Origin of the sequence: Mesorhizobium sp. M0676 (genome assembly GCF_040320535.1) — a bacterium.
In the GTDB taxonomy this organism is placed as follows: Bacteria; Pseudomonadota; Alphaproteobacteria; order Rhizobiales; family Rhizobiaceae; genus Mesorhizobium.
In genome coordinates, this window is record NZ_JAMYPU010000031.1 from 41,531 (window position 1) to 66,621 (window position 25,091).

26 protein-coding genes and 1 pseudogene are annotated in these 25,091 nt (G+C 63.5%); 4 read left to right on the forward strand and 23 right to left on the reverse strand.

What is annotated here, in order from left to right; genetic code table 11:
* Positions 1 to 55: 55 nt before the first annotated feature.
* The 19 genes from NKI35_RS26295 to NKI35_RS26380 all read right to left on the reverse strand — a co-directional run bounded on the left by NKI35_RS26295 (position 56) and on the right by NKI35_RS26380 (position 19,358).
* Positions 56 to 2,197 (reverse strand): sodium-translocating pyrophosphatase, encoded by a 2,142-nt coding sequence (locus tag NKI35_RS26295; protein WP_352625361.1) that lies wholly within the window; start codon positions 2,195 to 2,197, stop codon positions 56 to 58.
* A 260-nt stretch (positions 2,198 to 2,457) separates the two neighbouring features.
* A complete protein-coding gene (locus tag NKI35_RS26300; RefSeq protein ID WP_352741804.1) occupies positions 2,458 to 3,225 on the reverse strand; it encodes an ABC transporter permease in 768 nt (255 codons plus the stop codon).
* Complete coding sequence (locus tag NKI35_RS26305) at positions 3,222 to 4,160, reverse strand: ABC transporter ATP-binding protein (RefSeq protein ID WP_352741805.1); 939 nt, start codon at positions 4,158 to 4,160, stop codon at positions 3,222 to 3,224. The genes NKI35_RS26300 and NKI35_RS26305 overlap by 4 nt, the downstream gene beginning before the upstream one ends.
* Positions 4,157 to 5,320, reverse strand: a complete 1,164-nt coding sequence (locus tag NKI35_RS26310) for an ABC transporter permease (RefSeq protein WP_352741806.1) — start codon at positions 5,318 to 5,320, stop codon at positions 4,157 to 4,159. The genes NKI35_RS26305 and NKI35_RS26310 overlap by 4 nt, the downstream gene beginning before the upstream one ends.
* 316 nt (positions 5,321 to 5,636) lie before the next feature.
* Positions 5,637 to 6,548, reverse strand: a complete 912-nt coding sequence (gene osmF, locus NKI35_RS26315) for a glycine betaine ABC transporter substrate-binding protein OsmF (protein WP_023682388.1) — start codon at positions 6,546 to 6,548, stop codon at positions 5,637 to 5,639.
* Positions 6,549 to 6,726: 178 nt separating this feature from the next.
* Positions 6,727 to 7,944 (reverse strand): MFS transporter, encoded by a 1,218-nt coding sequence (locus tag NKI35_RS26320; protein ID WP_023682389.1) that lies wholly within the window; start codon positions 7,942 to 7,944, stop codon positions 6,727 to 6,729.
* Complete coding sequence (nusB, locus tag NKI35_RS26325; RefSeq protein WP_023682390.1) at positions 7,941 to 8,441, reverse strand: transcription antitermination factor NusB; 501 nt, start codon at positions 8,439 to 8,441, stop codon at positions 7,941 to 7,943. The genes NKI35_RS26320 and nusB overlap by 4 nt, the downstream gene beginning before the upstream one ends.
* Positions 8,438 to 8,932 (reverse strand): 6,7-dimethyl-8-ribityllumazine synthase, encoded by a 495-nt coding sequence (ribH, locus tag NKI35_RS26330; protein ID WP_023682391.1) that lies wholly within the window; start codon positions 8,930 to 8,932, stop codon positions 8,438 to 8,440. Before ribH ends, nusB begins: the two co-directional genes overlap by 4 nt.
* A gap of 81 nt (positions 8,933 to 9,013) precedes the next feature.
* Entirely contained in the window at positions 9,014 to 9,175 is a 162-nt protein-coding gene (locus NKI35_RS31380) for a hypothetical protein (RefSeq protein ID WP_488377012.1), read from the reverse strand.
* Positions 9,175 to 9,792: a riboflavin synthase gene (locus NKI35_RS26335; protein ID WP_023682392.1), complete on the reverse strand. Its 618-nt coding sequence runs from the start codon at positions 9,790 to 9,792 to the stop codon at positions 9,175 to 9,177. The genes NKI35_RS31380 and NKI35_RS26335 overlap by 1 nt, the downstream gene beginning before the upstream one ends.
* Positions 9,793 to 9,804: 12 nt before the next feature.
* On the reverse strand, positions 9,805 to 10,935 hold the full coding sequence (gene ribD, locus NKI35_RS26340) for a bifunctional diaminohydroxyphosphoribosylaminopyrimidine deaminase/5-amino-6-(5-phosphoribosylamino)uracil reductase RibD (protein WP_023682393.1): 1,131 nt from the start codon (positions 10,933 to 10,935) through the stop codon (positions 9,805 to 9,807).
* 2 nt (positions 10,936 to 10,937) lie between these two features.
* Positions 10,938 to 11,432 carry a transcriptional regulator NrdR gene (gene nrdR, locus NKI35_RS26345; protein ID WP_023682394.1) on the reverse strand — a complete coding sequence of 165 codons (495 nt, stop codon included), beginning with the start codon at positions 11,430 to 11,432 and terminating at the stop codon, positions 10,938 to 10,940.
* 138 nt (positions 11,433 to 11,570) lie between these two features.
* On the reverse strand, positions 11,571 to 12,155 hold the full coding sequence (locus tag NKI35_RS26350; protein WP_023682395.1) for an invasion associated locus B family protein: 585 nt from the start codon (positions 12,153 to 12,155) through the stop codon (positions 11,571 to 11,573).
* Positions 12,156 to 12,235: 80 nt separating this feature from the next.
* Complete coding sequence (gene glyA, locus NKI35_RS26355; protein ID WP_023669349.1) at positions 12,236 to 13,549, reverse strand: serine hydroxymethyltransferase; 1,314 nt, start codon at positions 13,547 to 13,549, stop codon at positions 12,236 to 12,238.
* Positions 13,550 to 13,720: 171 nt separating this feature from the next.
* A complete protein-coding gene (locus NKI35_RS26360; protein ID WP_023752010.1) occupies positions 13,721 to 15,367 on the reverse strand; it encodes a Na+/H+ antiporter in 1,647 nt (548 codons plus the stop codon).
* 183 nt (positions 15,368 to 15,550) lie between these two features.
* Positions 15,551 to 16,804, reverse strand: coding sequence for a L,D-transpeptidase family protein (locus NKI35_RS26365; RefSeq protein ID WP_023682396.1), 1,254 nt, complete (start codon positions 16,802 to 16,804; stop codon positions 15,551 to 15,553).
* A 378-nt stretch (positions 16,805 to 17,182) separates the two neighbouring features.
* Positions 17,183 to 17,698, reverse strand: coding sequence for a transcriptional regulator LdtR (ldtR, locus tag NKI35_RS26370; RefSeq protein ID WP_023672997.1), 516 nt, complete (start codon positions 17,696 to 17,698; stop codon positions 17,183 to 17,185).
* A gap of 203 nt (positions 17,699 to 17,901) precedes the next feature.
* Positions 17,902 to 18,324, reverse strand: a complete 423-nt coding sequence (locus NKI35_RS26375; RefSeq protein ID WP_023682398.1) for a DUF6163 family protein — start codon at positions 18,322 to 18,324, stop codon at positions 17,902 to 17,904.
* A complete protein-coding gene (locus NKI35_RS26380; RefSeq protein WP_023682399.1) occupies positions 18,321 to 19,358 on the reverse strand; it encodes an enoyl-CoA hydratase/isomerase family protein in 1,038 nt (345 codons plus the stop codon). Before NKI35_RS26380 ends, NKI35_RS26375 begins: the two co-directional genes overlap by 4 nt.
* Positions 19,359 to 19,538: 180 nt before the next feature.
* On the opposite strand from NKI35_RS26380, the gene NKI35_RS26385 reads away from it, so the two are divergent.
* Together NKI35_RS26385 and hemB are read left to right on the forward strand one after the other, a co-directional pair.
* Entirely contained in the window at positions 19,539 to 20,099 is a 561-nt protein-coding gene (locus tag NKI35_RS26385) for a pyridoxamine 5'-phosphate oxidase family protein (RefSeq protein WP_023682400.1), read from the forward strand.
* 27 nt (positions 20,100 to 20,126) lie between these two features.
* Complete coding sequence (hemB, locus tag NKI35_RS26390; protein ID WP_023682401.1) at positions 20,127 to 21,179, forward strand: porphobilinogen synthase; 1,053 nt, start codon at positions 20,127 to 20,129, stop codon at positions 21,177 to 21,179.
* A 2-nt stretch (positions 21,180 to 21,181) separates the two neighbouring features.
* On the opposite strand, the gene NKI35_RS26395 is transcribed toward hemB, so the two are convergent.
* Both NKI35_RS26395 and NKI35_RS26400 read right to left on the reverse strand, forming a co-directional pair.
* On the reverse strand, positions 21,182 to 21,946 hold the full coding sequence (locus NKI35_RS26395) for an imm11 family protein (RefSeq protein WP_023715392.1): 765 nt from the start codon (positions 21,944 to 21,946) through the stop codon (positions 21,182 to 21,184).
* A 140-nt stretch (positions 21,947 to 22,086) separates the two neighbouring features.
* Positions 22,087 to 22,413 (reverse strand): DUF1330 domain-containing protein, encoded by a 327-nt coding sequence (locus tag NKI35_RS26400; RefSeq protein ID WP_023673003.1) that lies wholly within the window; start codon positions 22,411 to 22,413, stop codon positions 22,087 to 22,089.
* Positions 22,414 to 22,589: 176 nt separating this feature from the next.
* On the opposite strand from NKI35_RS26400, the gene NKI35_RS26405 reads away from it, so the two are divergent.
* Positions 22,590 to 23,285: a winged helix-turn-helix transcriptional regulator gene (locus NKI35_RS26405; protein WP_023682403.1), complete on the forward strand. Its 696-nt coding sequence runs from the start codon at positions 22,590 to 22,592 to the stop codon at positions 23,283 to 23,285.
* 108 nt (positions 23,286 to 23,393) lie between these two features.
* Positions 23,394 to 24,038, forward strand: coding sequence for a dihydrofolate reductase family protein (locus tag NKI35_RS26410; protein WP_023682404.1), 645 nt, complete (start codon positions 23,394 to 23,396; stop codon positions 24,036 to 24,038).
* 189 nt (positions 24,039 to 24,227) lie between these two features.
* On the opposite strand, the pseudogene ppk2 reads toward NKI35_RS26410, so the two are convergent.
* Positions 24,228 to 25,013: pseudogene (gene ppk2 / locus NKI35_RS26415) on the reverse strand (polyphosphate kinase 2); the annotation flags it as partial.
* On the reverse strand, positions 24,968 to 25,087 hold the full coding sequence (locus NKI35_RS26420) for a hypothetical protein (protein WP_352741807.1): 120 nt from the start codon (positions 25,085 to 25,087) through the stop codon (positions 24,968 to 24,970). The pseudogene ppk2 and the gene NKI35_RS26420, both read right to left, overlap by 46 nt.
* Between the last annotated feature and the right edge of the window lie 4 nt (positions 25,088 to 25,091).

The window sequence follows — 25,091 nt, forward strand, 5'->3', positions numbered from 1 at the left end:
ACAAAAACCCGCGGGATCGCTCCCGCGGGTTTGTTCCTGAAGCAGTGGCGTTGCCTTAGCCGTGCGCGAGCACGGCCAGCAGCAGAAGCGCCACGATGTTGGTGATCTTGATTGCCGGGTTGACCGCCGGGCCGGCGGTGTCCTTGTAGGGATCGCCAACCGTGTCGCCGGTGACCGAAGCCTTGTGCGCTTCGGACCCCTTGAGGTGCTTGACGCCGTCCTTGTCGACAAAACCGTCCTCGAACGACTTCTTGGCATTGTCCCAGGCGCCGCCGCCCGAAGTCATCGAGATGGCGACGAACAGGCCGTTGACGATGACGCCGAGCAACGAGGCGCCGAGTGCCGCAAAGGCGGACGCCTTGGAGCCCGAGATCAGCTGCACGCCGAAATAGACGACGAGCGGCGCCAGCACCGGCAGCAGCGAGGGGATGATCATTTCGCGGATCGCCGCCTTGGTCAGAAGGTCGACGGCGCGGGCATAGTTCGGCTTGGAGGTGCCGGCCATGATGCCCGGGTCCTCGCGGAACTGCTTGCGCACCTCCTCGACGATGGCGCCCGCCGCGCGGCCGACCGCCGTCATGGCGATGCCGCCGAACAGGTACGGGATCAGGCCGCCAAAGATCAGGCCGGCGACAACATAGGGATTGGAGAGGTCGAAGGAGACATCGCCCATGCCCTGGAAGTATGGATATTTGTCGCCATTGGCGGCAAAGAACTTCAAATCGTTCGAATAGGCCGCAAACAGCACCAGCGCGCCAAGACCGGCCGAACCGATGGCATAGCCCTTGGTCACCGCCTTGGTGGTGTTGCCGACCGCGTCGAGCGCGTCGGTGGAGTGGCGCACTTCCTTGGGCAGGCCGGCCATTTCGGCAATGCCGCCGGCATTGTCGGTGACCGGGCCGAAGGCGTCGAGGGCGACGATCATGCCGGCAAGGCCGAGCATGGTGGTGACCGCGATCGCCGTGCCGAACAGGCCGGCGAGCTGGTAGGTCGAGATGATGCCGCCGACGATGACGATTGCCGGCAGTGCGGTCGATTCGAGCGACACCGCAAGTCCTTGGATGACGTTGGTGCCGTGACCGGTCACCGAGGCCTGGGCGATGGAGTTCACCGGGCGCTTGTTGGTGCCGGTATAGTATTCGGTGATCACCACGATGAGACCGGTCACAACGAGACCGATCAGGCCGCAGATGAACAGGTTCTTGCCGATGATGGTCATGCCGGCGACGGCGCCGACCTCGCCCCAGCCGACGGTTGCCGAGGTAGCGACGCCGAGACCGACGATCGACAGCAGGCCGGTGACGATCAGGCCTTTGTAGAGGGCGCCCATGATCGAGCCGTTGGAACCGAGCTTGACGAAGAAGGTGCCGACGATCGAGGTCAGGATGCAGGCACCGCAGATAGCGAGCGGATAGAGCATCGCCGCACCCAGAGCGGCGGTTCCGCCGAAGAAGATGGCAGCCAGCACCATGGTGGCGACGACGGTCACCGCATAGGTTTCGAAGAGGTCGGCGGCCATGCCGGCGCAGTCACCGACATTGTCGCCGACATTGTCGGCGATGGTGGCCGGGTTGCGCGGATCGTCTTCGGGAATACCGGCTTCGACCTTGCCTACGAGATCGCCGCCGACGTCGGCGCCCTTGGTGAAGATGCCGCCGCCCAGACGGGCGAAGATCGAGATCAGCGATGCGCCGAACCCGAGCGAAACCAGCGCATCGATGACGATGCGGTCATTGGGCTGCAGGCCCATCGGGCCGGTCAGGATATAGTAGTAAATCGACACGCCGAGCAGCGCGAGGCCAGCCACCAGCATACCGGTGATGGCGCCCGACTTGAAGGCGATGTCGAGACCGGCGGCGAGGCTGTTGGACGCCGCCTGCGCGGTGCGCACATTGGCGCGCACCGAGACGTGCATGCCGATGAAACCGGCGGCGCCAGAGAGCACGGCGCCGATCAGGAAGCCGACCGCGGCGGTGATCGAGAGCAGCCACCAGGCGAGCACAAGCACGACCACGCCGACGATGGCGATGGTGGTGTACTGGCGCGCCAGATAGGCTTGCGCGCCTTCGCGGATGGCGGCGGAGATTTCCTGCATGCGTGCGTTGCCCTGATCGGCTGCAAGAACCGATCGTGTCGCCCAGATGGCGTAAAGGATTGAAAGCAAGCCGCAGGCGATGACGGCAGAAATGATGGTCATTGCCGAATTTTCCTCGATTGATGGCCCAAAAGAACCCCTCCCTGGGCCGTTGGTGCGGGGAGCGGATAAGCCTAGGCGGAATCCGTCCTTCGCAGCGGTGTATGCGAAACAGGGCTCGGAACGTCAAGATATTGTTCGGTTTTTGCCCCGCTTTCAGCCAAAAGGTTTAGGCCAGAACATTCCCGTGGCCGATGCCTTGCTATTAGATCGGTTGAAATGACGCTGCGTCAGTCAATGCTTTGCCCGCAGTCCAGCGAAGGTCAGTCGCCAGTCTCCTGCCCCATCTTGCGCGCCGTATAGCGCTCGATGGCGGACAGTCCGTCATAGATCAGCATCGCCAGCGCCGCGACGATCAGGCCGCCTTGCAGGACGAAGGCGAGATTGTTGGACAGCAGGCCGGCGATGATCACCTCGCCCAGCGTCTTGGCGGCAACCGTCGAGCCGATCGTCGCCGTGGCCAGGCTGATCACCACCGACAGCCTTATTCCTCCCAGAATGATCGGCGCGCTCAGCGGCAATTCGACCTTGACCAGTCTTTGCCAGCCCGTCATGCCGGCGCCGCGCGCGGCCTCCATGATGTTGCCGGGCAGCGTTGTGAGGCCGGTCAGCGCGTTCTCGAAGATCGGCAGCAGGCCGTAGAGAAACAGCGCAATCAGCGTCGGCTTCTCGCCGAAACCGATGGCGGGCACCGCCAGCGCCAGCACCGCCACCGGCGGAAAGGTCTGGCCGATATTGACCAGACTGCGCGACAGCGGCAGGAATTCGGCGCCCGCCGGCCTGGTCACCAGGATGGCAAGCGCCACGGCAACGATGGTTGCGGCGACGGTAGCGATCAGCACGGTCCTGAGATGCAGCAGGGTCAGCGTCAGCAGGCTGCCCTGATTGTAGATCGCCGGCGCATTGTTTTCGGTCAGCGGCTTCAACAGCGGCTCGAACCAGCCGGGATTGGTGACGAAGGCTATGAGAAGCACCACCAGGGCAAGCCTGAGCAGCGAAGGCAGCCAGGCTTTTAGACCGGCCCCTTTCATGCCGGCCTCGCCGCGCGCTTCACCAGCCCGTCGACGGTGACGCGGCCGAGCAGCTTGCCGTCTTCGCCCTTGACCGGCAGCGCCGGCCGGCCCGACCACAGAAGCTCGGCCAGCGCGTCGCGCTGGCTGGCGTCGCCTGGGATCGCCTCGCCTTCGGCAGTCCCCTTTTCCACGGCGTCGCGCACGCGGCCGAGCGACAAGAGCCGGAACGGCTTTTCGCTGGCGCCGACCAGGGTTTCGACGAAGGCGTTCGCCGGCCGCGCCAGGATCTCTTCCGGCTTGGCGTATTGCACCAGCTTTCCGGCATCCATGACGGCGATCTTGTCGCCCATGTGGACGGCCTCCTCCATGTCGTGGGTAACGAGGATGATGGTGGTGCCGAAGCGCTTCTGGATTGCCAGCAGGTCCTCCTGCGCCTTGGTGCGGATGATCGGGTCGAGTGCGCCGAACGGTTCGTCCATCAGAAGCACATTGGGCTCGGCGGCGAGCGCGCGGGCGACGCCGACACGCTGCTGTTGCCCGCCGGACAGTTCGTGCGGGTAGCGCGGGCCATAGGCCTCGGGGTCGAGCTGGTAGAGTGTCATCAATTCATCGACGCGGGCCTTGATGCGGTCCTTGTCCCAGCCCAGCAGGACCGGCACGGTGGCGACGTTCTGCGCAACGGTGCGGTGCGGGAACAGGCCGTGGCCCTGGATGGCGTAGCCGATGCTGCGGCGCAGCTCGTAGCCGGGCAGCGTGCGGTTGTCGTTGCCGTCGAACTTGATGACGCCGGCGGTCGGCTCGACCAGCCGGTTGATCATTCGCAGCAGCGTCGTCTTGCCGGAACCGGAGGTACCGACAATGACGCAAACCGTACGCGGCTCGACGACCATGGACACGTCGTCGACCACGGTCGTCGCGTCATAGCGCTTGGTAATGCCTTCGATCTCGATCATGCCGTTTCAACCCTGCGCCTGGTGGCGGTCATTTCGATCACTGCGTCGAGGATGATGGCCGCGGCGAAGGCCAGCGCCACCGTCGGCACGGCGCCGAGCAGCACCAGGTCCATTGCGGTCTGGCCGACGCCCTGAAACACAAACACACCAAAGCCGCCGCCGCCGATTAGTGCTGCGATGGTGGCCAGGCCGATGTTCTGCACCAGCACGATGCGGATGCCGGTGAGGATCACCGGAAAGGCCAACGGAAACTCGACGCCGAACAGGCGCTGGCCATCGGTCATGCCCATGCCGCGCGCTGCATCATTGGCCGCGCGGGGTACGCCGGCAAGCCCGACCACGGTGTTGGCCACCACCGGCAGCAGCGAATAGAGGAACAAAGCCACGAAGGCGGGCGCGGTGCCGATGCCTCTGATACCGAGCGCTGCGGCACCCGGAACATGCGCGGCGACCCAGCCCAGCGGCGCGATCAGCAGGCCGAACAGCGCGATCGAGGGTATGGTCTGGACGATGTTGAGCACATTGAGCACGCCGGCCCGCAACCGTTCGACGCGGTGGCACAGGATGCCGAGCGGCAGGCCGACGATCACCGCCGCCGCCAGCGACCCCAGCGCCAGTGTGATGTGCTTGGAGCCTTCGGCCCAGAAACTATCGGGGCGGTTTGCATATTCCTTGAGGATCGACAGGCTGTCCCACTGCCCCGATATTAGCAACAAGCCGATGGCCAGCGCCGCGACGACGAGCACGCCGACGCGGGCCGGTGGCGACAGGTTGAGCCTGGTCAGCACGTCGGCGAGCAACAATGTGAAGGCAAAGATCAACAGCCAGAACCCGGAAGCCGGCGAGATGCGGGCGAAGGTGTTGCCGGCCGGCATCAGGAAGGTCCCGGCGACACCGATCAGGATGGCAAGGGCGGCGAGCGCCACGACGCTTGCGGCCAGGCGCAGGACAAGCGGGGTCTTCAGCAAGGCAACAATTGCGGCCACGACGACGACTGCCAGCAGCAGCGGCCCGATCGTTGCGGGCAAAGCCTCCAGCATCGAGCGCGCCTGACCGGGGACGATACGATTGGCGCGGAAGGTGGCGAACGGGGCCAGAAACGCCGCATAGGCAACGATCGCCGCGATAACCATGCCGAGCTTGTCGAAACGCAGGGTCATGGATGCCCCTCATGAGGAGCGATTTTCCACGTTGCGCAGACTACGCTGGTGATCGGCGAAAGCCGACGCGAAATCCGATCTCCCCCTTTGCGGGGGAGATGGCCGGCAGGCCAGAGGGGGGTGTGAAGGATCGCCAGCTTTCGAGCGTCGGCCTGTTCAGAAGCAACCCTGTCGAGGCACGCACCTGCTACCGGTTGTGAGGTCGGCGGGACAGCACCCCCCTCTGTCCTGCCGGACATCTCCCCCGCAAGGGGGGAGATCAGCAGCTTCCAGAGAGGGGTGTCTCGCACCAGCGTCACGATCAGCTATGCGCTGACTACTTCAAAAACCCGTTCTTCTTCAAAAAGTCCTCGGCGACACCCTTGACCGGCTCGCCGCCGACCTGGACGCGGCCGTTGAGTTCCTGCAGCGTGACGAGGTCGAGCTTGGCGAACACCGGCTTCAACAGCGTCTCGATCTCCGGATGCTCTTTCAGCACCGCTTCGCGGATGATCGGCGCCGGCTGGTAGACCGGCTGCACGCCCTTGTCGTCGGCGAGCACGACCAGGCCGGACGGCGCGATGCCGCCGTCGGTGCCGTAGACCATGGCGGCGTTGGCGCCGTTGGTCTGGTTGGCGGCAGCACCTATTGTCGCGGCGGTGTCGCCGCCCGAAAGCGTGATCAACTGCTCGGGCTTCAGCGTGAAGCCGTAAGTGGTCTGGAACGCCGGCAGGGCTGCCGCCGAATTGACGAACTCAGCCGACGCCGCCAAAACCACCGTGCCGCCGCCGGCGACGTATTTGCCGAAGTCGGTCAGGGTCGCCAGCTTGTTGGTCTCGGCAACCTCCTTGCGCAGCGCGATCGCCCAGGTGTTGTTGGCCGGTGACGGCGACAGCCAGACGATCTTGTTGGCGTCATAGTCGAGCTTCTTGGCGGTCTCATAGGCCTTGGCGGCATCCTTCCAGACCGGATCGTCGGCCTTCTCGAAGAAGAAAGCGGCATTGCCGGTGTACTCGGGATAGATGTCGATCTCGCCGGCAGTGATCGCCTTGCGTACCACCGGCGTGCCGCCGAGCTGGATGCGGTCGGTGGTCTTGATGTTGTTGGCGTTGAGCACAAGCTGGATGATGTTGCCGAGCACGCCGCCCTCGGTGTCGATCTTCGAGGAGACGACCACCTGGGCATTGGCGGAGGCGGCCGTGATGCCGAGCGCCAACGCCGCGCCGGTCAGAATCTTGACTGAAAACATTGTGAAAACCCCTTGCTTTGGACCGAAATGCGGTGGCCGCATATGAGCATGGCTTCAACGCCCCGTCGGGGCACACGGTTTCATAACAATGGGTACAGACGCAATAATTTTGTGCGGTCGCCGCGATTTCGGCCGCCGCCATGCTGACACGTCGTGCCAAGCCAAAGATAGAACCGGATCAGGCGCGGGCTTTGCGCGATCCGGTCAGTTTGAGCGCGCCAAGGGCGACGAAGCAGAGGGCGACGACCGGGAAAACCAGCCAGTTCAGCATCTCCCAGCCCCAGGCATTATAGATGGCGCCCGACATTAGCGAGGCGAAGGCGACGGAGCCGAACAGGACGAAGTCGTGGAAGCCCTGCACCTTGCTCTTTTCGGACGGATGGTAGCTGTCGGCGACCATGGAGGTGGCGCCGATGAAGGCAAAATTCCAGCCGAGGCCAAGCAGGATCAGCGCCGTCCAGAACTGCCACAAATGCAGGCCGGACAATGCCACCGCGGCGCAGCCGATGAGCAGGACCAGGCCGGTGGCGACGATGCGTTCGGCGCCGAAGCGATGGATCAGCGATCCGGTGAAGAAGCTCGGCGCAAACATCGCCATCACATGCCAGGAAATGCCGAGCGTGGCGTCGTCTGTCGACAGGCCGCAGCCGACCATGGCCAGCGGCGCGCCGGTCATGACGAAACTCATCAGCGCATAGCTGCCGACGGCGCAAAACAGCGCCGCGACAAAACGCGGCCGGGTGACGATATCGGACAGCGGCCGGGCGTCGCTTGACGCGACTTCCGCGTGGCCGGGAGCCTTGGCCGGGATGCGCAGGAATGACAGGATGATGGCGCCGGCCGCCGCCAGAACCGGAATGGCCACGAACGAGCCGGCAAACATCACCGGCGCCAGCAATTCGCGGGTGAAGATGACGATCTGCGGCCCGAGGATCGCGGTGATGACGCCGCCGGCCAGCACGAAGGAAATGGCGCGCGCCTTGAATTCGGGCGGAGCATTATCGGCGGCGGCGAAGCGGAACTGCTGGACGAAGGCGCCGCCGACGCCGATCACCAGCAGCGCGAAAGCGAACAGCCAGAAGCTGGCGTGGAACAGTGCCAGCGTGGAGATGACGCCGCCAAGCGCGGTCACGATGGTGCCGGTCATGAAGCCGCCGCGCTGGCCGAGCCAGCGGATGATGGCCGCGGCCGGCAACGCGCCGAGCGCCACGCCGATGTTGAAGCCGGTGATTGGCGCCGTTGCCAGCGACTTATCGGGGCCAAGCAGATATTGCCCGGCCAGCCCGCCCATGGAAATGGCAATCGGCGCGGCCGAACCGATAATCGCCTGCGACGTCGCCAGGATGATCGCCGTGCGGCGCGCTTCCCTTGCTGCGCCGGGGACGGTGCCGGTCACAATGCGTCCTTGCCGCGCCCCTCGCCCCGCACCCGGCGCGACACACGGTCGAGCACGGCGTTGGTCAGCTTCGGCTCGTCTTCCTCGTAGAAGGCCTTGGCGATGTCGACATATTCCGAAACGATGACGGCCACCGGCACGTCGTCGCGCTTCATCAGTTCGTAGACGCCAGCGCGCAGGATTGCGCGCAACGTCGAATCGAGTCTGGACAGCGGCCAGTCTTCCGTCAGCGCCTGGCGTATAATCGGATCGATGGTCGTCTGGTTCTCGACGACGCCGGCCAGGATGGCGCGGAACCACTGCGCGTCGGCCTCGCGATAAAGCGCGCCGTCGACTTCCTTGCCGAGCCGGAACGCCTCGTATTCGGCGGTGATCTCGAAGACGCCGCTGCCGGCCACGTCCATCTGGTAAAGCGCCTGCACGGCGGCCAGACGGGCGGCGCCACGCTTGTTGGCGTGGCGTATCGCGGGCTGGCCGGGCGAAGCGGGTTCGCTCACGATTGCGCTCCCAGCTTCTCTTTGAGCGCGATCATGGTCAGCGCCGCGCGCGCGGCAAAGCCGCCCTTGTCACCCTCCGAGCGCTTGGCGCGCGTCCAGGCCTGCGCGTCGTTCTCGGTGGTCAGGATGCCGTTGCCGATCGCAATCGCTTCCTGGACCGAGAGATCCATCAGCGCGCGACTCGATTCATTGGCGACGATGTCGAAATGATAAGTGTCGCCGCGGATGATGGTGCCGAGCGCGACAAAACCATCATAGTCCTTGCCGCCCTCGCCCATGCCGTCGAGCGCAAAAGTGATCACGGCTGGAATTTCCAGCGAACCGGGAACGGTGACGACGTCATAGGTCGCGCTAGCTTCGTCGAGCGCGCTCGTCGCGCCGTCGAGCAGCGCGTCGGCAAGATCGTCATGAAAGCGCGCCTCGATGATCAGAAGGTGGGCCTTCTTCTTCGGGCGAATGAACGCTTTGCCGTGTTGGGATGTGCCAGCCATAAATGTCTCCGGGGGTAGCCGGTGACTTAGGCCGAAGCCGGTTTGATCGCAAGCGGAAGATTGCTGGAGGCGAAGCCTGGCCTAGCGCGTCTTTGGGCTGGGCGTCGGTAGCGGGCACTCGCTGCAGAGGCTTTCAGCCCAGACGAGAACAGCTTCGTGATCCACTACACGACCCCCGTCTACATCGGCCATTGCTTTGCGCGTAAGCCGCTTTTTCTGTTCGATTGTGAGTCTTGCGGCCATCAAAGCCCCTCTTTCGCCGCCTCGACTAGGCGCGCGGCGTAGCGGGCCATGGTGTCGATCTCGAGGTTGACCTTGTCGCCGACCTTGCGCTCGCCCCAAGTGGTCACGGTCAGCGAATGATGGATCAAAAGCACGTCGAAACGGGTGCCTTCGACCTTGTTGACGGTAAGCGAGGTGCCATCAAGTGCGACCGAGCCTTTTGGCGCGATGAATCTCGCCAGTTCGCGCGGCGCCTCCAGCGTAAAGCGCACCGCATCGCCCTCGTCCTTGCGTTCGACGATTTCGGCCATGCCATCGACATGGCCGGAGACGATGTGGCCGCCGAGCTCGTCGCCGATCTTCAGCGCCCGCTCCAGATTGACCCTGGTGCCTGATTTCCAGCCCGACGCCGTGGTCAACCTCAGTGCCTCTTCCCAGGCTTCGACCTCGAACCAGCGGGCGTTCGAGCCATCGTCGGGCAAAGCCGTGACCGTCAGGCAGACGCCGCCGCAAGAGATCGAGGCGCCAATGGCGATGGTCGCGGGATCATAGGCAGTGTCGATGCGCAGGCCGACACCTTCGCTCAGCGGCTTGACGGCCGCGACGGTGCCGATATCGGTGACAATTCCGGTAAACATCGATGCTGATCCCTAGAGGTCCCTTATCCATTCCGCATAGACATCTTCCCCGAAGCGCATCTCGCGCAATTTGCGGAAGCCTGCCGGGATATGGTTGGCGTCGACGGGCGATACAATGCCGCCCTCGCCGATCGCTTCCGGCCCCTGGAACAGCACGATGCGGTCGATCAGTCCTTCGGCGAGGAAGGCGCTGGCCACCTTGGCGCCGCCTTCGACCAGAACGCTGGCCATGCCGAGCGCGCCGAGATCCTCGAGCAGTTCCGGCAAGGCCACGCCGCCTTCATGGGTTTCGGTGCCGATGAAGCGCACACCGGCACGCTCCAGCACCGACCGCCGTAGCGGATCGGCCCCCAGGCTCGCGGCGACATAGAGCGGCACTCGGTCGGTGCCGGAGACCAGCTTCGAGGCTTCCGGCAGCCTGATCTGGCGGTCGAGCACGATGCGCGCCGGCGAGCGGTTCTCCAGCCCCGGCAGCCGCACGGTGAGCGCCGGATCATCCTCCAGCGCCGTGCCGATGCCGACCAGTATGCCATCGGCTTCGGCGCGCATCAGATAGACTTCGCGGCGGGCGATATCGCCGGTGATCGCGACCTGGCCGGCGCCGTGCCTGCCGATCTTGCCGTCGCTGGAAAGCGCAAGCTTCAGAATCACTTCCGGGCGCTTTTTCAGGGACCGAATCAAATAGCCGGCCATCTGCTCGGCGGCTTCCTCGGCCAGCACCTTTTCGACCACTTCGATGCCGGCGGCGCGCAGGATGGCATAGCCTTTGCCGGAGACGCGCGGATCGGGATCGCTGGCGGCGCCGACGACCCGCGCCACTCCGGCATTGACCAGCGCGTTGGCGCAAGGCGGGGTGCGGCCATGGTGGGCGCAGGGCTCCAGCGTGACATAGGCGGTGGCACCGCGGGCCAACTCGCCGGCTTGAGCCAGCGCCTCGGTCTCGGCATGCGGCCGGCCGCCAACAGCGGTGACGCCGGTGCCGACGATCATCGGCCCGGCGCCATCGTCGCGAACGATGATGGTGCCGACCGAAGGGTTGGTCGAGGTGCGGCCGGCATTTCGGCGCGAGAGTCTCAGCGCTGCCGCCATGAAACCGCGATCGAGAGCCTGCTGATCGGCCTTCCCTGACGTTTGGGTTGCCATGCTCAGCCGGCGTCCTCTTCGCTCTTCAGCTCGTCGCCCTTGAACTCGTCGCCTTTGAGCTCACCCAGCACATCGTGGAAATCCTTGGCCTCACGGAAATTGCGATAGACAGAGGCGAAGCGGACATAGGCGACGTCGTCGAGCGACTTCAGCGCTTCCATGACGAGCCGGCCGACCTCGCCCGAGGCGATTTCAGTCTCGCCGGAGCTTTCGAGCTGGCGCACGATGCCGGTGACGGCGCGGTCGATGCGCTCGGGATCGACATTGCGCTTGCGCACCGCGATCTCCACCGAACGCAAGAGCTTGTCGCGGTCGAACGGCACCTTTCTGCCGGACTTCTTGACCACCACGAGGTCGCGCAACTGGACGCGCTCGAAGGTGGTGAAACGGCCACCGCAATCGGGGCAAACGCGCCGCCGGCGGATCGCGGCGCCATCCTCGGCGGGGCGCGAATCCTTCACCTGCGTATCTTCGGACTGGCAATAGGGACAGCGCATGGAGAGCCTTCGGGTTGGCGATTCTGGCGGAACGATAGGCTTAGAGGTTTTTGCCGGGACGGCAAAGGTTCGGCAACGGCCGCTCGCGCCCTCAGAGATAGCGAGGCGGGAGGAAAATTGCCAGCCGCGCCAGATATGTCAGGGGGCGACGTCCTTGGTCGGGAAGCCGCAGGACGTTCCGAGGTTGCGGTAGGCCTTGGTGAAGCCATCCATCGGGATGCTGGCGACAGCCTGCTTGCCGAACGTCACATCGAGCGAGATGACCTGGCGCATGGCACGCAACAAAGCGAGACTGGTCTTGGCCTGGTTGTCGACGGTCCAGCTCGGGCGGCCGGCATCATTGGAATAGACGGTCGCGGAAACCTTGACGCCGGGGTCGCCAAAGGTCGCGGCGATCTTCTTGCCGGTCGGCAGCTCCTTGTTGGCGATCGTGAACATGATCGCCGGATAGGCATCGGGCGGCAGGGCGTCGCCAGTCGAGATCGAAAGCGTCAGCGTGCCGGCATTGCCGTTGCCGTCGACAAAGGCTGTCGAGGCCGCACACGTCTTGTGCGAATCCTGGCCGGTGTCGAGCTCATCGATGATGGTAGTCCACCTGCCAAAGGTGTTGGTGGCCGGGATATCCGTGCCCGGCTGCGTCTGCTCCTGGGCTATCGCGCCTGACGCGGTGAAAGCGGCAAGCGAGCCGATGAAGGCCAGAACGGCAGGACGGAATATGCGCATCGTCAGATCTCCAACAGGCCGCGCCGCCCGGACAGCAAGACGCGCAGAGCGCGGGATAAAAGACGAAGCGCCGCTGGTGGTCAACCGAGATAGGGATAGAGCGGGAAACGATCGGTCAGCGCCACGACCTTTGCCTTCACCGCCGCCTCGACCGCCGCATTGCCTTCGTCGGAATTGGCGACCTTCAGCCCGTCCAGCACTTCGGCGATCAGCTTGCCGATCTCGCGGAACTCGGCCTGGCCGAAGCCGCGCGTGGTGCCGGCCGGCGTGCCCAGACGCACGCCAGAGGTGACGAAAGGCTTTTCCGGATCGAACGGGATGCCGTTCTTGTTGCAGGTGATGTTGGCGCGCCCGAGCGCTGCCTCGGCGCGCTTGCCGGTGGCGTTCTTGGGCCTGAGATCGACCAGCATCAGATGGTTGTCTGTGCCGCCGGAGACGATGTCGAGGCCGGTTTCCTTGAGGCTCGACGCCAGCGCCTTCGCGTTGGCGGCGACACTCTCGGCATAGAGTTTGAAGCTCGGCTTCAGCGCCTCACCGAAGGCGACCGCCTTGGCGGCGATGACATGCATCAGCGGCCCGCCCTGCAGGCCGGGGAAAACCGCCGAGTTCATCTTCTTGGCGATGTCCTCGTCATTGCACAGGATCATGCCGCCGCGCGGGCCGCGCAACGATTTGTGCGTGGTCGTGGTCACGACATGGGCGTGCGGCAGCGGTGACGGATGCACGCCGCCGGCAACCAGGCCGGCGATATGGGCCATGTCGACCATCAGATAGGCGCCGACCGCATCGGCGATCTCGCGAAAGCGCTTCCAGTCCCAGATGCGCGAATAGGCGGTGCCGCCGGCCAGGATCAGCTTCGGCTTGGTCTCATGCGCGGTCTTTTCGATCGCGTCCATGTCGAGCAGATGGTCGTCCTTGCGCACGCCATAGGAAACGACCTTGAACCATTTGCCGCTCATATTGACGGGCGAGCCGTGCGTCAGGTGGCCGCCGGAGTTCAGGTCGAGGCCCATGAAGGTATCGCCCGGCTGCAGCAGCGCCAGGAAGACCGCCTGGTTCATCTGGCTGCCGGAATTCGGCTGGACATTGGCGAAGTTGCAGCCGAACAGCTTTTTGGCGCGCTCGATAGCGAGTTCCTCGGCGACGTCGACGAACTGGCAGCCGCCATAATAGCGCTTGCCCGGATAACCCTCGGCGTATTTGTTGGTCATGATCGAGCCCTGCGCCTCGAGCACGGCGCGCGAAACGATGTTTTCCGAGGCGATCAGCTCGATCTCGTGACGCTGGCGGCCAAGCTCGTTGCGGATCGAGCCGAAGATCTCCGGATCGGCATCTTCCAGCGTGGTTTCGAAGAAGGATTCGAACTTGTTCGACGCTGCCGCTGCAGTTGCCATGGCCTGAAATCCTTCGGTTCGGGGCATTTATCTATGCATATCGTTGCCCCGAAACCGCTGCACGGTTCCGGGCGACATGCATTGCCGCGCCATTAACACAGTTGTTTTCGCCTCGCCACGTTTGCAGCGCGAAATTTGCTGGCCGGATTGCGCCAGAGCGGCCCTGTACCGCTATTTTCGCTCCTGCCGCCCCTGCAGCAAGGCTTCGGTGAGCGTGATCTCGGTAAACAGCGCCCGCGCCGTATGGTCGTTGATCGCGCCGCTGCTTAACATGTCGCGCACGGCGATGCGCTCGGCCTCGATGCCGGCAAGCCGCATTTCGAGCTCCAGCCGCCCGGCTTCGCGGGCCTCTGCCCGGGCGTCGTCGGCCTCGTCCGAGGTGGCGATCCGGCGCCGGTAGCCGGCGACGATGTTTTCGGCGGCGGCAAGCCTGGCGCCGGGCACCTCGCCCTGGTCGTCGTCGCTGGCGCCCGCCATGCTTTCGACGCGGGCGATGGCCGCCTTGGCGGCGCCGATGCGGGCGAGACGCTCCTCGATGGCGCTGCCATCCTCGCCCGGCTCGACCAGCCCGCGCGCTATCTTCGGCAGCGCCACGCTGGCGATGGCGAGCGAACAGATGATGACGCCGGCGGCGAGGAAGATCACCAGGTCGCGCGCGGGAAAAGGCGAGCCGTCCGGCATGGCGAGCGGGAGCGACAGGATGCCGGCCAGCGTGATCGCGCCGCGCACGCCCGCCACCGAGCCGGCAAGCCGCACACGCATCCCGAACGGCTCGGCCTTGCGCTTTCCCCATTTTGCCTTGAGGCCTGCCGCGATGTCGCCGACCCAGATCCAGAGGAAGCGCAGCGCGATCAGGCACAGCGTCAGCGCAATCACCGTCGCGACCGGCTGGATGATCGGGTAATGGCCAGTCAGTTCGGGCGGCACGCGGCGAATGATTTCGGGAAGCTGCATGCCGAGCACGATGAACAGCGCGCCATTGTAGACGAAGGACAAGGTCGTCCACAGCGAGATCGTCTGCATGCGCGCCGAGACGCCGAGGAAGCGGAAGACGCCGGAGCCGCCGGTCAAAAGCCCGGCGGTGACCGCCGCCAGAATGCCTGAGGCATGCAGATGTTCGGCGACGAGATAGGCAATGAAGGGCAGCAGGACCATGACCAGAACCTGCGCCTCGGCCGGAACGCCGCCGATGCGATTCAGAAGCTGCAGGAGCCTGGCGGCGATGAACAACGCGGCGATGCCGGCCAGGATGCCGATGGCGACGGCATAAACGAAGCTCAGCGATGCATCGGCGAAGGAAAAGCTACCGGTCACGGCGGCGGCGACGGCGAAGCGGAACATGACCAGGCCCGAGGCGTCGTTGAGCAGCGCCTCGCCTTCCAGAATATGCATCAGCCGCGCCGGCACCAGGCTTCTGTCGACGATCGAGGACACCGCCACGGCGTCGGTCGGGGACAGCACGGCAGCGAGCGCGAAGGCGACGACCAGCGGGATGCTCGGCACCAACCAGTGCAAGGCATAACCGAAGCCGACAATGGTAAAGAAGACCAGCCCGATGGCCAGATCGAGGATCGGTCCGCGCAGCGCGATCAGCTCGCGTTTGGGCGCTCCATAGGCATCGCCGAACAAAAGCGGCGGGATGAACACCAGCAGGAAGAGTTCGGGGTCGATCTCGACATGGATGCCTTTCACCGGCCATGCGAGCGCGGCGCCGATGGCAATCTGCAGCACCGGCAGCGGCACCCGAACCAACCGCACCAGTGCGCCGGAAAGAGCGACGAAGACCAGCACGGCGAGGATGAAGATTGCGACCTGCATGGCGCGATTCCGGCTGTTTTGAGGACCATGCGCAATTGCCGTTAGTCCGTCCAGATGGGCCTGCGGCGCAACGTCCGGCAGTGTTCATGGCCTGCATGGCTGGCGGCCACCAGTCTTCTTCTGTTGGGATGTCGAACGGAAAAGGCCGCCTCACGGCGGCCTTTTCATAAACAATTCAGGCACCTAGAGCGAAGAGGTGATCTGCAGTTCGCTGGCGCCATCGAGCGCGTAGACGTCGTCGCGGAACTGCACGACGCCCGGACCCGTCGACCAGGCCGACACATAGAGGAAGTGGACCGGAACCGGGTTGACGACCTGCACCGGCGTGTTCTCGCCGGTCTTGATGGTAGCCTCGAAATGCTGGCGGTCCCAGCCGGGTGTGTCGCGCAGGATCCATGTGACGAGGTCGCGCACGTTCTGGACACGCACGCAGCCCGAGGAATCGAAGCGCATCATCTTGCCGAACAGGCTTTGCTGCGGCGTATCGTGCATGTAGACGCCGTCGGGGCTGGGGAAGTTGATCTTCACCGAGGCCATGGCGTTGCCGGAACCCGGATCCTGGCGGAAGCGGTATTTCGCGGCATCATCCGTCGACCAGTCGACAGTCATCGGATCGACTTCGCTGCCATCAGGCGCAAACAGCCGGATATGGCTGTCCTTGAGATAGTCGGGGTTCTTCCGCATCAGCGGAATGATGTCCTTGCGCACGATCGAGACCGGCGCGTTCCAGTAAGGATTGACGATGATCTCGTTGATCTTGGAATTGACCACCGGGGTCTGGCGGTCGATCTTGCCGACGATTGCGGTGTGGCGCAGCACGACGCGATCGTTCTCGACCGCCTCGATCTGTGCCGCCGGGATATCGACCAGCACATAACGGCTGCCCAGCGTGCCGGCCTTTTCGCGCAAGCGCTCCAGATTGGTCTGCAGCTGACCGAGGCGGATCTGCGCCGAAACGTTCATCGCCGCATAAGTGTACTTGCCCATGGCACCGTCGGCCGGCAGGCCATGGCGCGCCTGGAAGCGCTTGACCGCGGCGTCGACGTAGGAATCGAACGACGTCGAAATGCCGGCGCTCTGCGCCAGATCGCCCGAAACCATCAGCCGCTTGCGCAGCGGCACCACGTCCGGATCGTCGACGCCAAGCTGCAGCTTCTTTGTCGCCGGCACCTCGCCCCAGCCGCCCTGGGCGACGATGTTCTGATACTGCGCCACAGCCTGTTCGGTGAAGGCGACCGTCTGTAGGCTGAAGATCGGCAGCGTCGAGGCGACCTTGCCGCCTTCGGAGGCGCGGGCGTCGAACTGGTCGTCCCAATTGCCACGGTTCGAAGACTTCAGGATATCGTCGATCACATCCTGCGCGCTGGCGGCATTGGCAACCATGGCAACGGCGAGCGCGGAAGCTCCGGAAAGGAAAAAGCGGCGGCTGGTTCTCATGGACGTTCCAGACATTCTTGTCGTGTTGGCTTGTAGCGTTTGGCTGTTGCAGCGTTCGGCTACGTGCTCGATTTTGGGCGATATCGCCCGCACTTTAAAGTTGGCATTGTTAAGAATTAGCCAACCATGACCTGCGTCACCTGGCCGTAAAAAGCGGACGGCGATGCGACGTTACAGGCGCGCGAACAGCTTTCGCCGCCGCATACCCACACCCCTCGCTTCCACCGCGAATATGGCGGCAACGTGGCTTTGCGCCGAATTTGGAAGCGCCGGCGGCTCGAAAAGAAAAGGCCGGTGCTTTTCGGCACCGGCCTGTTGGCTGAGACTTTCCTCCGGCCGCGCTTCTTCCGGCGCAGCTGCTATTCAATGGCCCGCTGATTACATCCTGTAGGCAATCGTGTCGTTCCAGAAGCGGTCGAGGCGCTGCAGCGCGCGGTTCATCTGCTTGAACTCTTCGCTGTTGATGCCGCCGACCTGTTCGATCGAGCCGACATGGCGCTCATAGAGACCGGCGACGACTTCCGCCACTTCATTGCCCTTCGGCGTCAGCGAAACGCGGACCGAACGGCGGTCGATGCGCGAGCGCTGGTGGTTGATGAAGCCGAGATCGACCAGCTTCTTCAGATTGTAGGAGACGTTCGAGCCGAGATAGTAGCCACGCGAGCGCAGCTCGCCGGCGGTCAGTTCGGAATTGCCGATATTGAACAGAAGCAGCGCCTGGATGGCATTGATGTCGGAACGGCCGTTGCGGTCGAACTCGTCCTTGATCACGTCAAGCAGACGGCGATGCAGACGCTCCACCAGTTGCAGCGATTCCATGTAAAGCGAACGGATAGCCTCGCGGCGATCGTCGGATACGTTGGCGGTCTTCGCCGCCGGACGCGAATTGATCATTGTCTTTGCCTCTCGTTTGTCGCCCTGGTGATTTTTTGTTTTTCACCTTGATTGCGACACTATCGAATACTCATAAAATTCGACTTAAACGCTAGGGCTAACAAGAGCTTACCGGTAATAGGTTTCGCAAGACGCTTAACGAACGGTCACCCGAGCAAGGATAATTAACCTAAAGATTTACCCAATGGCTGCGGGGCGGCGTTTCAGGCGCGCGCGGGGCGCTTGCGCATCCAGATAACGACGCGGAAGGCGATGTAGAGCAGCGCCACCGCGGCATGCGAGAAGACGATCAGCGGCCGGTGGCCGTACAGATCGGGGAAGCCGGCATACATGATGGTCTCGGTCACCGCGCAGATGAACCAGATCACCGGGCCCCACGACGCCAGCATCCAGAGGCCGGCGGCGGCGAAGGGGAAGAACACGGCCAGCATCACCGCCACGACCTGCCAGTGCACCGGCATCAGGTCGAAGCGCCACAGCGGGCCGGGATAAAAGCCGATCAGCCGGATCCAGTACAGGATGCCGAACAGCAGGCAATAGCCCGCTATGACGCGCTGGAACCAGGCGAAGATGATCTCGACACCCGAGGGCTGCAGCACGATGCGCCGCGACGTGACCTCGCTCACAGTTCGAGTTCCCGTTCGAGCGGCGCGAAATAGGCGTCCACCGAAGCAGCGTCGACCTCGGCCAGGCTTGCCGGCCGCCACTGCGGCGTCGAACCCTTGTCGACGAGGACGGCGCGGATGCCTTCATAGAAGTCGTGCCCGGCCAGCATGCGGTTGAGGATGCGGAACTCCATCTTCATGCAGGCTTCCATCGACAGCGTCAGCCCGGCGCTGATCTGGCGCCACGCGACACTGAGGCTGGTCGGCGAGCGGGTGCGGATGGTGGCCAGCGTCTTGGCGGCAAACTCGTCGGCGCCTGCCGCGCGCTCCAGGCTCTCGAGGATTTCGGCGAGCGAGGGTTGGGAAAAATGCCGGGCAATGGCTTCCAGCACCGGCTGGCCGGTCTCCCGCCTGGCCGGCACGAAAAAGCCGCGCAGCACCGATTCCGGATCGCCATTGGCGCAGAGCCGATCGAGAAAGGCAGCCTGGTCGGCGGCCTTGATGGTGTGGGTGGCCAGGCCAGACCACAGCGCATCGCCATAGCGAATGCGGTTGCCGGTCAGCGCCAGATACATGCCGAAGCTGCCGCCAAGGTCAGGCAGAAGATGGCTGCCGCCGACATCGGGGAAGAAACCGATGCCGACTTCGGGCATGGCGAACTGGGCGTTCTCGGTCAGCACACGCTGCGAACCGTGGAAAGAGATGCCGACGCCGCCGCCCATAACGATCCCGTCGATCAGCGCGACATAGGGCTTTTTGTAACTGTTGATGCGGGCGTTGAGCCGGTATTCGTCGGCGAAGAACTCGACCGGCGGCTTCCCGGCGCGGGCCTCGTAGACGTGCATGATGTCGCCGCCGGCGCAAAACGCCCTGCCCTCGGCCTTGACGACGACGACATCGATGCCGACGTCGCGCTCAAAAGCGTCGAGCGCCTTGTCCAGCGCCTTGATCATGCGATGTGTCAGCGCATTGAGCGCCTGCGGCCGCGTCAGCGTGACGACGCCTGCCTTGCCCAACCGTTCGAAGCGGATCTTGTCGCCGCCGCCAAAAACCATCGTCAGAGAATCCCTCCCCGCGCCTGCGGGACTGAAGTGCTAAAGGTGGCGCATGGGTGCGTCAACCGGCGGGCGCGGTTTGGATTTTCGCAAGGGAACGCGACCGTGCTTTGCCCCCGACAGAAATGCGCGCAAAATTGCCGGGCAAAACAGCCTTTCTTCTGATGCAGGGACAAACGCATGACGCTTGAAACCGCAGCGCCGAGCCATGGCTGGGAGATGCCGAAAAAGTTCGACCCGGATGATGTTCTCAGCCGCCCGCTGATGGCCAATCTGGCGACCGTGACCGCTGACGGTGCGCCGCGCAACGCGCCGATGTGGTTCATCTGGGAGGACGCTGCGATCTGGCTGCTCGGCTCGACCGGCGCAAGTGCTGTCAAACACCTCGAACGTGACCCGCGCTGCGCCGTGGAGATCGTCGACAATGAGGCCGGCATCCTGCTGCATCTCGGCCTGCGCGGCGTCGCCACCATAGAAGCTATGGCGCCGAACCGCTTCAAACGGCTGCTGCACAAATATCTCGGCCCGGAGGCGACCTGGAACCGCTGGTTCATCGACAATGTCGCCGACATCGGCCATCCGGACGGGCGCCTGATCCGGCTCGCCCCGGAGAGCACCTTCACAACAATGTGTCGTTCTTCAAAACCGGCCCAGAACTGGCGTGGCCGCCAAAGCCGTAAGCACCGCGTCATCGGCTGGCACAATCGTGTCGCATTGGTCAGCGGCAAGGCCTCGTGGTAAAAGCCGCCTCGACCCGGAGTTTTTGCGATGAACAAATTCACCCCCGCGACGAGCAACAAATTCCCGCCGGCAAAGCTCGGCGCACGCAGCGTCGACGAGATCACCGGCAGCCGCCGCTTGCGGCGCATGCGCAAGGCCGACTGGTCGCGCCGCCTGGTGCAGGAAAACCGGCTTACGGTGAACGATCTGATCTGGCCGATCTTCGTGATCGACGGCAAGAACACGCGCGAGCCGATCGCCGCCATGCCCGGCGTCTTCCGCCTGTCGCTGGACCTCGCCGTCAAGGAGGCCGAGCGGGCCGCTAAGCTCGGCATTCCGGCGATCGCCACCTTCCCCAATGTTGAACTCAGCCTGCGCGACCAGACGGGATCGCACATCCTCGACCCGGAAAACATAATCAACCGCGCCACCCGCGCCATCAAGGACGCAGTGCCCGAGATCGGCATCATCACCGATGCCGCGCTCGATCCGTTCACCTCGCACGGCCATGACGGCATCTTGCGCGACGGCATCATCGTCAATGACGAGACAGTGGAACAGGTGACCGCCGCGGCCGTCATCCAGGCAGCGGCCGGCGCCGACATCATCGCGCCGTCCGACATGATGGACGGCCGCATCGGCGCCATCCGCGACGCACTCGACGCCAACGGTTTTTCGGATGTGGCGATCATGTCCTATGCGACGAAATTCGCCTCCGCCTTCTACGGCCCCTACCGCGAGGCGGTCGGCACCGCCGGCCTGCTCAAGGGCGACAAGAAGACCTACTATCTCGACCACGCCAATTCCGACGAAGCGGTGCGCGAGGCCGAGCAGGATATCGCCGAGGGCGCCGACATGCTGATGGTCAAGCCCGGCCTGCCCTATCTCGACATCATCCGCCGGCTGAAGGACGAGTTCCAGATGCCGACCTTCGCCTACCAGGTGTCAGGCGAATATTCGATGATCAAGGCGGCGGCCGCCAATGGCTGGATCGACGGCGAAAAGGCAATGCTGGAGAGCCTGCTCGCCTTCAAGCGCGCCGGCTGCGACGGCATCCTGACTTACTTCGCGCCGGAAGTGGCGCAAATGCTGAAGGGATAAATTCACTCCAGCACATAACTCTCTTTGACATTTCTTGTTTCGAAGTCCAGCCGACCACGCCCGCAAACCGACATGTCTTGGAACAAGTCGGGATTCTTGATGCCTGCTTCGACACAGGCTTCTCTCAATTTGGCGGTGCAAATGACGATGCCCATGTTCTTCTGTTTGAAGATATGCGCATCGCCAACAATCTCCTCCTTGAAATAGAAGCACGCGCCTCCGGCGCGGTCGTAGTGGACGCCTCCATTCTCGCCGATCAAAAGCCTAAACTTCGACGATTCGAGATCCACGGCATCAATCTTGCGAACGATGTCGCAAAGGTAGTGCTTTGGTTCGATCGGCTTTCCGCTCAAATAGAATACGTCGCAGTCGTTAAACACGACCCCATCGGGGTCGACTGACTGCAGAACTTCCTTCAGGCGCTCGGATACAAGCCAGTAACAATGAAAATCTTCTAAGTCTTTTGGTGGCCTGCAATAGGCTGTCGCTTCAGGCCGTAGCCTGGGCGTCTCCGGGTACTCAGGAAAGCCGTATCCCCCAAACTCCGTCGGCCCGAGCAGTATGCGGGGTGGCGGCACCAAAGCTTGGGCGTTTTCCAGCTGAAGACAATGGGACCCGCCGCGATATGTCGGTCCGATCTGGAAGAATTTTCCATGTTTCTTGAATTTCGCCTCTTTGCGGAAAACCCGCTCTGGGACTTGAGCTGGCCTATTCTGCGGGCGGTTCCGGTTGGCAAACAGTTTTGCAATGAGTGAAATAATGGTCACGTGCGCGCCTGCTCAGTTTACCGACTTTCGAGTTCAAGACTAAATCGCGTGAGAGTACCCGTCCACCTGCTTCGCGCCCGAAGTGGCGCAAATGCTGAAGGGTTAGCCGGAACCCTGATACACCGGGTTCCGGCTTTTCCTCACGCCTTCGGCAAATAAGGGATCGTTCCAGCGAGATCGGTATCGTCGATCAGTTGGAAGCGGCTGTCGCTGCCCTTCCGGCGCTCCGCCACAAACGGAGCGTATTGCGGATCGTTGGTGAAGGCTTCGGCTGCCTTTGCCGACGGAAACGCCATGATGGCGATCAGGCTGGTGTCGAGCGGCTTGCCCTCCAGCGTCTTCACATTGCCGCTGCGGGCGAGATACTTGCCGCCATGCTTGTGGACGAGGTCATGCACCGAAGCGGCATAGGCCGGCACCCATTTGTCGTCCTTCACCTTGATGTCTGCGATCACGTAAGCGGTCATTGTCCAACTCCTCATCGATCGGCACCGGACTGCCCGGTGACGTGACCGCTGCCTCGCATGGCGGCGCCGGACCGCTCCAGTCACAGAACTGTACCGGGGGTGCCAGTACAGCTTCTGTACTGGCTGAACTCAGGTTTTCTGAATAAGGTCCGGCAACATCTTTTGGAGCTCACCACATGACACAAGCCGGTTACAAGCAATTCTGCCCGCTCTCCATGGCCGCCGAGCTGCTCTGCACACGCTGGACCATGGTGCTGCTGCGCGAACTGGTGGCGGGATCGACCCGCTTCAACGATTTGCGCCGCGGCGTGCCGAAAATGTCGCCAACCCTTCTGTCGCAACGGCTCAAGGACCTCGAGGCCGGCGGCATCGTCGAGCGGACCGAGATCGCGACCGAGAAGGGCGTGTTCGAATACCGGCTGACCGAGGCGGGCCGGGATTTGCGCCCGGTTGTCGAGGCGATGGGGTTTTGGGGCCAGAAATGGGTCGAGGCCAGGCTGTCGCTCAAAAACCTCGATCCGTCGCTGCTGATGTGGGACATGCGGCGCAATCTGAACCCCAGCCCGCTGCCGGACGGGCGCACCGTGATACAATTCCTGTACCATGACCTGCCGGCGTCAAAACGATCGTGGTGGCTGATCGTCGAAAAGCAGGGCGAGGTCGATCTTTGCTGGTACGATCCGGGCTTCGACGTCGATCTCTACGTCTCGACCGATCTGTGCACCATGACCTCGATCTGGATGGGGCTGACGACAGTTCATAAGGAACGCGACAAGATCAGCCTGACCGGCGATCTCGACGTCGCCGGCAAGATGCAGATCTGGCTTGGGCTCAGCCCGTTTGCGGTGATGCCGAAGCGCGTGGCGGCTTGAGGTCCCTGCGCATTCCACAGATCGGCTTGCCTCTAAAAACTACTTGCGATATGCAATCGGTTTGGATACTGATTGCAAATCGCAACTGGTCACCAAAGGGAGTCTTCCATGTCCAAACTGCGCGTCAATGCCTTCACCTTGTCGCTCGACGGTTTCGGCGCCGGTCCTGACCAGGACCTGCAAAATCCGCTCGGCGTTGGTGGCGAAGATCTGCACAAATGGATGACCGGCACCCGCACCTTCCACGAGATGGTCGGCAAGGATGGCGGCACCACCGATGTGGACGACCGGTTCACCATCGGCAGCTTCCACAATGTCGGCGCCTGGATCCTCGGCCGCAACATGTTCGGCCCAATCCGCGGCGAATGGCCGGACGAGAGCTGGAAAGGCTGGTGGGGCGACAACCCGCCCTATCATGTGCCGACCTTCGTGCTGACCCATCACAAGCGCGACCCCATTGCGATGGAAGGCGGCACCGTTTTCCACTTCGTCACCGGCGGCATCCACGCCGCGCTCGAACAAGCAAAGGCCGCGGCCGGCGGCAAGGATGTCCGCGTCGGCGGCGGCGTTTCCACCATCCGGCAATATCTGCAAGAGAAGCTCATCGACGAGTTGCATCTGGCGGTGTCGCCAGTGTTGCTCGGGAGGGGCGAGAGCCTGTTTGCCGGGCTGGATATGCTGAAGCTGGGTTACCAGTGCACCGAGCAGGTGGCGACAGCGCTCGCCACGCATGTGACGATCAAGCGGGTGTAGTGGCGAAGTGATAGGCGCAGGCTTCTTTCTCCCCGTTCTACGGGGAGAAATGCCCGGCAGGCAATGAGGGGCAGCGCTGCTTTTGGAGGTTAGCAGCGTCCGACGGCTGTGAATTCGTCGATGCCGGCGCTGCCCCTCATCCGCCCTTCAGGCACCTTCTCCCCGTGAAACGGGGAGAAGGAAAAGTGCTCAATACTTCTCCGGCACGTAAAGCTCGCGCGGCAGGACCTGGCGCTCGTACTCCGGGTTGAACACCCGCTCGGGCAGCGTGATTTCTTCGTGCGGCACGTCCTCATAGGGCAGCTGTTTGAGGAGATGGTCGATGCAGTTCAGCCGCGCCCGCTTCTTGTCGTTGCCTTCGACGATGTACCACGGTGCCTCTGGGATGTTGGTGCGGGCAAACGTCTCTTCCTTGGCCTTGGTGTACTGCTCCCAGCGCACGCGCGACTGCAGGTCCATCGGCGACAGCTTCCACTGCTTCATCGGATCGTGGATGCGCATCATGAAGCGCATCTGCTGTTCCTCGTCGGTGATCGAGAACCAGTATTTGACCAGCGTGACGCCGGAGCGGACCAGCATGCGTTCGAACTCCGGCACATCGCGGAAGAACTCTTCGACCTGATCGGGTTCGGCAAAGCCCATCACCCGCTCGACGCCGGAGCGGTTGTACCAGGAGCGGTCGAACAGCACGATCTCGCCGCCGGCCGGCAGATGCGGCACGTAGCGCTGGAAATACCATTGTGACTTTTCGCGCTCGGTCGGCGCCGGCAGCGCCACGACGCGGCAGATGCGCGGGTTGAGGCGCTGGGTGATGCGCTTGATGACGCCGCCCTTGCCGGCGGAATCACGGCCCTCGAAAACCACCACCAGCTTCTTCTTGTGGTAGGCAACCCAGGACTGCAGCTTGATCAGTTCCGACTGCAAGCCGATCAGGTCGCGGAAATACTGCATGCGATCGATCGACGGCGGATGCGCGGGTTGAGGCGCTGGGTGATGCGCTTGATGACGCCGCCCTTGCCGGCGGAATCACGGCCCTCGAAAACCACCACCAGC

Coding starts and splice junctions, on each gene's coding strand:
- NKI35_RS26295 (WP_352625361.1), bottom strand. CDS start 2,197: ATGACCATCATTTCTGCCGTCATCGCCTGCGGCTTGCTTTCAATCCTT.
- NKI35_RS26300 (WP_352741804.1), bottom strand. CDS start 3,225: ATGAAAGGGGCCGGTCTAAAAGCCTGGCTGCCTTCGCTGCTCAGGCTT.
- NKI35_RS26305 (WP_352741805.1), bottom strand. CDS start 4,160: ATGATCGAGATCGAAGGCATTACCAAGCGCTATGACGCGACGACCGTG.
- NKI35_RS26310 (WP_352741806.1), bottom strand. CDS start 5,320: ATGACCCTGCGTTTCGACAAGCTCGGCATGGTTATCGCGGCGATCGTT.
- osmF (WP_023682388.1), bottom strand. CDS start 6,548: ATGTTTTCAGTCAAGATTCTGACCGGCGCGGCGTTGGCGCTCGGCATC.
- ribH (WP_023682391.1), bottom strand. CDS start 8,932: ATGGCTGGCACATCCCAACACGGCAAAGCGTTCATTCGCCCGAAGAAG.
- NKI35_RS31380 (WP_488377012.1), bottom strand. CDS start 9,175: ATGGCCGCAAGACTCACAATCGAACAGAAAAAGCGGCTTACGCGCAAA.
- NKI35_RS26335 (WP_023682392.1), bottom strand. CDS start 9,792: ATGTTTACCGGAATTGTCACCGATATCGGCACCGTCGCGGCCGTCAAG.
- ribD (WP_023682393.1), bottom strand. CDS start 10,935: ATGGCAACCCAAACGTCAGGGAAGGCCGATCAGCAGGCTCTCGATCGC.
- nrdR (WP_023682394.1), bottom strand. CDS start 11,432: ATGCGCTGTCCCTATTGCCAGTCCGAAGATACGCAGGTGAAGGATTCG.
- NKI35_RS26350 (WP_023682395.1), bottom strand. CDS start 12,155: ATGCGCATATTCCGTCCTGCCGTTCTGGCCTTCATCGGCTCGCTTGCC.
- glyA (WP_023669349.1), bottom strand. CDS start 13,549: ATGGCAACTGCAGCGGCAGCGTCGAACAAGTTCGAATCCTTCTTCGAA.
- NKI35_RS26360 (WP_023752010.1), bottom strand. CDS start 15,367: ATGCAGGTCGCAATCTTCATCCTCGCCGTGCTGGTCTTCGTCGCTCTT.
- NKI35_RS26365 (WP_023682396.1), bottom strand. CDS start 16,804: ATGAGAACCAGCCGCCGCTTTTTCCTTTCCGGAGCTTCCGCGCTCGCC.
- ldtR (WP_023672997.1), bottom strand. CDS start 17,698: ATGATCAATTCGCGTCCGGCGGCGAAGACCGCCAACGTATCCGACGAT.
- NKI35_RS26380 (WP_023682399.1), bottom strand. CDS start 19,358: ATGGTTTTTGGCGGCGGCGACAAGATCCGCTTCGAACGGTTGGGCAAG.
- NKI35_RS26385 (WP_023682400.1), top strand. CDS start 19,539: ATGACGCTTGAAACCGCAGCGCCGAGCCATGGCTGGGAGATGCCGAAA.
- hemB (WP_023682401.1), top strand. CDS start 20,127: ATGAACAAATTCACCCCCGCGACGAGCAACAAATTCCCGCCGGCAAAG.
- NKI35_RS26400 (WP_023673003.1), bottom strand. CDS start 22,413: ATGACCGCTTACGTGATCGCAGACATCAAGGTGAAGGACGACAAATGG.
- NKI35_RS26405 (WP_023682403.1), top strand. CDS start 22,590: ATGACACAAGCCGGTTACAAGCAATTCTGCCCGCTCTCCATGGCCGCC.
- NKI35_RS26410 (WP_023682404.1), top strand. CDS start 23,394: ATGTCCAAACTGCGCGTCAATGCCTTCACCTTGTCGCTCGACGGTTTC.